The 7,587-nt window shown below is 47.0% G+C and carries 4 protein-coding genes; 2 read left to right on the plus strand and 2 right to left on the minus strand.

Features of this window, described 5'->3' with window-relative positions:
* Positions 1-15: 15 nt before the first annotated feature.
* Together E0E16_RS01860 and E0E16_RS01865 are read right to left on the minus strand one after the other, a co-directional pair.
* Positions 16-2,181, minus strand: a complete 2,166-nt coding sequence (locus tag E0E16_RS01860; protein WP_130828578.1) for a Tex family protein — start codon at positions 2,179-2,181, stop codon at positions 16-18.
* 203 nt (positions 2,182-2,384) lie between these two features.
* Positions 2,385-2,819, minus strand: a complete 435-nt coding sequence (locus E0E16_RS01865; protein WP_130828579.1) for a DUF6078 family protein — start codon at positions 2,817-2,819, stop codon at positions 2,385-2,387.
* A gap of 149 nt (positions 2,820-2,968) precedes the next feature.
* Here E0E16_RS01865 and E0E16_RS01870 point away from each other — a divergent pair, with 149 nt between their 5' ends.
* Positions 2,969-4,906, plus strand: coding sequence for an ABC-F family ATP-binding cassette domain-containing protein (locus E0E16_RS01870; RefSeq protein WP_130828580.1), 1,938 nt, complete (start codon positions 2,969-2,971; stop codon positions 4,904-4,906).
* Between the two features lie 85 nt (positions 4,907-4,991).
* On the plus strand, positions 4,992-7,025 hold the full coding sequence (locus E0E16_RS01875) for a M13 family metallopeptidase (RefSeq protein WP_130828581.1): 2,034 nt from the start codon (positions 4,992-4,994) through the stop codon (positions 7,023-7,025).
* Positions 7,026-7,587: the final 562 nt, after the last annotated feature.

Genomic DNA, 7,587 nt, shown 5'->3' on the forward strand with positions numbered 1-7,587 from the left:
AATTAACAATTTCTTTCAGGAAGGTTGCTTTACGTGCTTCATGCTCAGTCCGATGCGATTTCGGCGATAATCGATTTGGACCACCTTTACACGGACGTGTTGGTGCAGCCTGACGACACGTGTGGGATCGGTAACAAATTTATCGGCAAGTTGGGAAATATGGATGAGTCCGTCCTGATGAACACCGATGTCCACAAAGGCACCAAAATTGGTGATGTTGGTGATAATACCCGGCAGTTCCATGCCTTCTTCAAGGTCGTCGATGCTATGCACGTTCTTGTCGAATTCAAATGCTTTTGCCTCTCCGCGCGGGTCGCGTCCTGGTTTTTCTATTTCTTGCAGAATGTCGGTCAGGGTGGGCAAGCCTGTGTCTTCGGTGATGTAATCATGCGGTTTTATTCTCTTTTGAATTTGTGGCGAAGCGATGAGTTCGCTAACCGAACATTGTTGGTCTTTCGCCATTTGTTCCACTATGTGATAACTCTCGGGATGTACTGCGGAGTTGTCGAGCGGATTGGTGGCATTGGGAATGCGAAGGAAGCCCGCGCACTGTTGGAAAGCCGTTGTGCCCAATCGTTTCACTTTTTTCAGTTGCTCGCGCGAGGTGAATGTTCCGTTTTCCCGGCGGTAGTCAATGATGTTTTGTGCCAAGGCAGGTCCGAGTCCGCTGACATAGGTGAGGAGATGTTTAGAGGCAGTGTTGAGGTTTACGCCCACGCGGTTTACGCAGCTCATGACCGTTTGGTCGAGCGAATGTTTCAGCAAGTTTTGATTTACGTCGTGCTGATACTGCCCAACGCCTATGCTCTTCGGATCGATCTTCACCAGTTCTGCCAATGGGTCAATCAAACGTCGTCCGATGGAAATTGCGCCCCGTGTGGTAACATCTTCGTTTGGAAATTCTTCTCGTGCCACGGCAGATGCGGAATAGATAGACGCACCATCCTCGCTGACCACAAAGACTGCCGGATGCCGGAACTTGTCATTGTTCGCTCCGTTGATGTTGATGGTTTCTTCCACGAAATCTTTGCTTTCTCTCGATGCGGTGCCGTTTCCGATGGCTATTGCTTCTATTTTGTATTGCCTTATCATGCGTTGTAGTGCAACGGTGGCTTGCGCGTAGAGCCGTTTGGGTTGGTGTGGATAGATGATTTCGTGATGGAGCAGGTTGCCTTGCTCATCGAGACAAGCGATTTTGCATCCGTTGGCATAGCCGGGGTCGAGCGCGAGCACTCGTTTTTGTCCGAGTGGAGCGGAGAGCAACAATTGTCGGAGGTTCTCCGCGAACACCTTAATCGCCTCCTCGTCGGCTTTCTCCTTGCTAAGTGTGGCAAACTCGTTCTCCATGCTTGGAGCAATGAGTCGTTTGTAGGCATCTTCCACAGCTTCTGCGATAAGTGTTTGACAAGCCCCATATCCACGAATGTATTGCCGTTTGAGTTGTTCCATGCAGCTTTCTTCCTCAATGGATATGCTTACCCGAAGGAAGCCTGCATTTTCTCCTCGTCGCATGGCGAGCAATCGATGGCTGTTGCATCTCCGAAGTGGTTCCGAGAAATCGAAATAGTCGGCAAATTTTTGCGCTCCGTCCTCCTCTTGCTTTTTTTTGATGACCCTTGACGTTATCACGGCCTCTCGTCTATAATGTCCCCTCACGATATCTCTTGTTTTGCGGTTTTCGCTCACCGTTTCCGCAATGATGTCTTGTGCTCCTTTTATTGCTTCCTCTTCGTTTTCCACTTCTCCTTTTACGAATTGTCTTGCTGCCCGCTCCGGGTGTTGCTCACGTTGCAGCATGAGGATTGAGGCAAGTGGTTCCAACCCTTGTTCCCTGGCAATCTGTGCTCGTGTGCGGCGTTTGGGTTTATAGGGTAGATAGATGTCTTCGAGTTCAGCGGAATTGTGACAGCTTGTAATTTGTTGTCGCAACTCCGGTGTGAGTTTTCCTTGTTCGTCAATAGTTTTGAAAATGGTTTCTTTTCGTTTCTCCAACTCTTTGATTTTGTCGTTCAGTTCGCTGATGCGTGTGATTTGCACCTCGTCGAGATTTCCTGTTCTCTCTTTGCGATATCGGGCGATAAACGGAATGGTGCACCCCTCTTCCAATAGGTTTAATACGGCTTCAACACTTTTTGCAGAGAGGTTGAGCTTGTTTGATATGTAGGTTGTGAATGGGTTCATGAAAATAGGTCTTTTTGTTCCTTTCCGACTTGTAAAGAAGTGGAGAATTGGTGTATATTATTTTATCGTATGGGCGACATTGGTTGAGTTTGCTTGTTCAACTTGTTTTTACCACTGCTTGGTAATGGCATTACCATAGGCTGGTAATGGTATTACCACAGGCTGGTAATGTTGTTACCACTGCTTGGTAATTTCATGTGGTCTTAATCATCGAAGAAGCGATAAGTATCTTTGTAATCATCAAACTCGATATCCTGTGTGTAGCCGTATGTTCTGAATAGTTCTTTGATCCATATTTGCTGTTTCGGGGAGAGTGCCTTCTCGCCCCGATAATATCGATAATACGTGCCGTTGCCATGGAGGTATTGAGTCATTTGAGCTCGCATGCGAGGGGCGTGGCGAGCTTTCACCTCTCTGAATATGTTTTTAAATCCCAATGCCACACGAATGGTCTCGATTTCTTGAAAGCATGGACATGATTTCAATTTCAGAACAATCGGTGTAACGGAATTACATTCGTGAATGTTGTCAGGGAGCAACATTCCACCTTTGTATCGCAAGCATGTTTCTTTTCGGGGACATTGGTTGAGAAAGCAAACCACCCAACCGTCAGGTAGGTCTTCGTATTTTAAATTCATAGATTATCGATTGTTTTCCTGCAAAGTTACGAAATAATCGCTTATACATCAAGTATTCGTGAGCTTTTTCTTTCGTTTTCTTGTTGGATATCGAAATTGTTTGGAATAAATTTGTAACTTTGCAGGGCATATTTTTTTTAGGGAAAACGATGATTTCAGTAGAAGGTTTGAAAGTGGAGTTTGGCGTGAAGCCTTTGTTTCAAGATGTTTCTTTCGTGATTAACGATCGGGACAGGATAGCCCTTGTCGGTAAGAACGGTGCCGGCAAGTCCACTTTGCTCAAACTGCTTTGCGGAATGTGCCAACCCACCGAGGGAACGGTGTCGGTGCCCAACGAAGCGACGATAGGCTATTTGCCACAAGTGATGAAACTCTCCGACGATACCACCGTGAAGGAGGAAACGCGCAAGGCGTTCTCCGGAAACACGGAGCTGGAAGCAAAGTTGGAGCGAATGCAGCGAGAGATGGCAGAGCGAACCGATTACGAGAGCGAGAGCTATGCCCGATTGGTGGAACACTTCACGCAGGAGCACGAGCGTTATCTGCTTCTGGGAGGCGAGAACTATGAGGCGGAGATAGAACGCACGCTCATGGGATTGGGCTTTCTAAGAACCGATTTCGATCGTCCCACGAAAGAGTTTTCGGGTGGTTGGCGTATGCGTGTGGAGTTGGCAAAGATACTGCTTCGCCACCCCGATGTGTTGTTGTTGGACGAGCCCACCAATCATCTCGATATCGAGTCCATACAATGGTTGGAACAGTTTCTCGCGCAGAGTGCGAAAGCCGTTGTGTTGGTCTCTCACGATCGTGCCTTTATCAATAACGTAACCAACCGCACATTGGAGATTACTTGCGGACGCATAGAGGATTATAAGGTGAGATACGATGAATACCTCGTCTTGCGCAAGGAACGGCGCGAACAACAACTGCGCGCCTATGAAAATCAACAAAAGGAGATAGCCGACACAAAAGCCTTCATAGAGCGTTTTCGCTATCAGGCAACAAAAGCCGTGCAGGTGCAGCAACGCGTGAAACAGTTGGAGAAGATAGTCCCGATAGAAGTTGATGAAGTGGATAACAGTGCCATGCGCCTGAAGTTCCCACCCTGCCTGCGCAGTGGCGATTATCCGATTATCTGCGATGAGCTGAGTAAGGACTACGGCGGGCAACAGGTTTTCGACGATGTAAATCTCACCATCAAACGGGGAGAGAAAGTGGCGTTTGTGGGAAAGAATGGTGAGGGAAAATCAACACTGGTAAAGTGTATCATGGGCGAAATACCGTTTGGTGGGAACTTGAAGATAGGGCATAATGTCCAAATTGGCTATTTTGCTCAAAACCAAGCACAATTGCTGGACGAGAACCTGACGATATTCCAAACCATCGATGAGGTGGCAAAGGGAGAAATGCGCTTGCGCGTGAACGATATGTTGGGCGCGTTTCTCTTTGGTGGAGAGACCTCGGAGAAGAAGGTGAAAGTGCTATCGGGTGGAGAACGCTCCCGACTGGCGATGATACGCCTGCTCTTGGAGCCCGTGAACCTTTTGATACTCGACGAACCCACCAACCACTTGGACATCCCCTCCAAGGAAGTGCTGAAAGAAGCAATAAAGGCTTTTGATGGCACGGCAATCATCGTTTCGCACGATCGTGAGTTTTTGGACGGATTGGTGAGCAAGGTCTATGAGTTTGGCAATGGAAAAGTGCGCGAGCATTTGGGTGGCATCTATGATTATCTGCGTGCCCGCAATGCCGAGAATATCACGGAGGCAATAAACGTTTTCGCTTCCCATTCGTCTGATAACACGCCGGTGGAGAAGAAGACCTCCACCGGCAAACAACAATATGCCGAGCGTAAAGAACAACAAAAGAAAATACGCAAAGTGCAACGAGCAGTGGAAGAGTCGGAACGGAGAATTGAGAAATTGGAGACGAGAAAAACCGAACTTGACAGCCTTCTGATGGATTCCGCGAATGCAAGCAACATGGAGCTTGTAACAGAATATACGGAAATTCAACGAGCGTTGGATGTAGAAAACGAGCGATGGATGAAGCGGGCGGAGGAATTGGAAGAGCTTGAGGAATGAGCACTGAACTGCAGACCCCTTGTCGGTTCGGCAAAAGATGAAAAACTATCAAACGATAAAACATTCAATATTAAAATCACTTTTTATGAAACTTAAAACATTTTTACCAATGATGATGATTGCATCGGCTCCCCTGACCGGCATGGCACAAGGTCAGGCGGGTGTGAAAGATGCCAATCTGAACAAGTCGGTTCGTCCGGCTGATGATTTCTATCAGTTCGCTACCGGTGGATGGCAAAAGAAGAATCCACTTCCGGCAGCTTACTCGCGTTTTGGCTCTTTCGATCAGTTGCAAGAGGACAACAACAAACGCATCAACACCATCCTCAATGGACTGTTGAAGAAGAAGGCAAAGCCCGGAACTATTGAGCAGAAGCTCGGCGATTTCTATAAACTTGCCATGGACTCCGTTCGTCGCAACAAGGAAGGCGTATCACCGCTGATGCCGTTGATTAACGAAATGGAAAATGCCAAGACCTTGGATGCGCTTCGTGCCATTCAATCAAAATATATCCTTCATGGCTATGGCATTCCGATGGGGTACAGTTTCGATGCTGACGAGAAAAACGCCAAGATGAATATTCTGAACATTTATCAGGGTGGTCTGACATTGGGGCAGAAGGATTACTACCTCGACAACGACAAGGCAACGACCGACATTCGCAATGCTTACAAACAGCACGTGGTGAATATGTTCAAACTCTTTGGCTTCACACAGGAACAGGCAGAACAGAAACGTGATGCCATTGTGCGCTTCGAGACGGCATTGGCACTCGTTTCAAAGAGTCGCACGGAACTTCGCGACCCAGAGGCAAACTATAACAAAATGACTTTGGCACAGTTCAAGGAGAATTATCCCAGCATACAGTTGGAACAATATGTCAATGGCACGGGTGTGAAGAGTGAGTATATACAGGAAATGGTGGTGGGACAACCGGCTTTCCTTGCCGGATTGGATAAACTCACTGCCACCGAGACCGCCGATGAGCTGCGCGCCCGCATGGAGTGGGATGCCATCTGCTCCGCATCGGGATATTTGAGTGATGAGGTTCGTGCGGAAGCATTCAACTTCTTCAGCAAAACAATGCGCGGCACGAAAGAGGATTATCCGCGTTGGAAACGTGCCACTTCACAGGTGGAAAGCCAGATGGGCGAGGCTTTGGGTAAAATCTATTGTGAACGTTATTTCCCGGCAAGCAGCAAGAAACGCATGGAAGAACTGATTAAGAATCTCCAGACGAGTCTTGCAGAGCGCATTAACGCACAAGAATGGATGAGCGATGCCACAAAGAAAGCGGGATTGGAAAAACTTTCCACGTTCTACGTGAAAGTGGGCTATCCCAATAAATGGAAAAACTTAAGCGAACTGACTATCGACCCCACGAAGTCGTACTATGAGAATGTAACAAACTGTCGTGAGTTTTGGAGCAAGATGGAAATTGCTGAAAAGGCAGGTAAACCGGTGGATAAGGATGAGTGGTACATGACCCCACAGACCGTGAATGCTTATTACAACCCCACTACCAATGAGATTTGTTTCCCAGCAGGTATTCTGCAATATCCCTTCTTCGATCCGAAAGCTGACGATGCTTTCAATTATGGCGCCATCGGTGTGGTGATTGGTCATGAGATGACACATGGGTTTGACGACCGTGGGCGTAACTATGATAAGGATGGCAACATGAAGGATTGGTGGACGAAGGAAGACGCTGCCAAGTTCAAGGCTCTGACCGATCCGTTTGCCGATTTCTTCAGTAATATCAACGTGTTGCCCGACTTGAAGGGGAACGGACGCCTTACGCTTGGTGAGAACCTTGCCGATCACGGTGGTTTGATGGTGGCTTTCAATGCATTCAAGAACGCTACAAAGGGGAAAAAAGTCAAGAACTTGTTGGGCTTCACTCCGGAACAGCGCTTCTTCCTTGCTTATGCCGGTGTCTGGGCTGCCAACATTACCGATGCGGAAATACGCAATCGCACGAAGAGCGATCCGCACGCATTGGGAGAATGGCGTGTAAATGGTGCGCTGCCACACATTAATGCTTGGTATGAAGCTTTCGGTGTAAAACCATCCGATAAACTCTATTTACCTGAAAATAGGCGGTTGAATCTTTGGTAACCGACAATAAAAATGAATAGGATAGGGCACTCCAAAAGTTTTCTGTAAATACTTTTGGAGTGCTTCCTTTTTATCCCATTTATCCCAAATTAGTTCTTGGGATTTTTATCTCAAAACAAGCATTGGGAAATAATCGAAAGAATAATTAATTTGTCATGAAAGACTGTGTGGTCATCCCAATTCTTTACCATCTTGTTCTCAACCAGTATTCAAACCTTTGTTATTCCATAGTTAGTTGTAGTTGTCCCATTCCGTTATAGGGATAAACAAAGTTTTACGACCGAAATCGATTAAGTAGAAGCTCCTTGTAGGATTAGATAGAAGCCCTTCATAGAATTAGATAGAAGCCCTTCATAGAATTAGATAGAAGCCCTTCATGGGATTAGATAGAAGTCCTTCATGGGATTAGATAGAAGCCCCTTGAAAGAGGTGAGTGCAAGTTCCAAAACGAAGTGCAATAAAAGAGTAGCCCTCGCCGAGAGATGCAGACGTTCTCGAAGCGTAGCGAGAGGTTGTCTGCATCTCTCGGCGAGGAAAAAAACAACCAGCAATACAAATAAAA

It is taken from the genome of Prevotella rectalis, from assembly GCF_900607215.1.
In the GTDB taxonomy this organism is placed as follows: domain Bacteria; phylum Bacteroidota; class Bacteroidia; order Bacteroidales; family Bacteroidaceae; genus Prevotella; species Prevotella brunnea.

Bases quoted from the DNA above. Each gene is read 5' to 3' on its own strand.
- E0E16_RS01860 (WP_130828578.1), bottom strand. From the start codon at position 2,181: ATGAACCCATTCACAACCTACATATCAAACAAGCTCAACCTCTCTGCA.
- E0E16_RS01865 (WP_130828579.1), bottom strand. From the start codon at position 2,819: ATGAATTTAAAATACGAAGACCTACCTGACGGTTGGGTGGTTTGCTTT.
- E0E16_RS01870 (WP_130828580.1), top strand. From the start codon at position 2,969: ATGATTTCAGTAGAAGGTTTGAAAGTGGAGTTTGGCGTGAAGCCTTTG.
- E0E16_RS01875 (WP_130828581.1), top strand. From the start codon at position 4,992: ATGAAACTTAAAACATTTTTACCAATGATGATGATTGCATCGGCTCCC.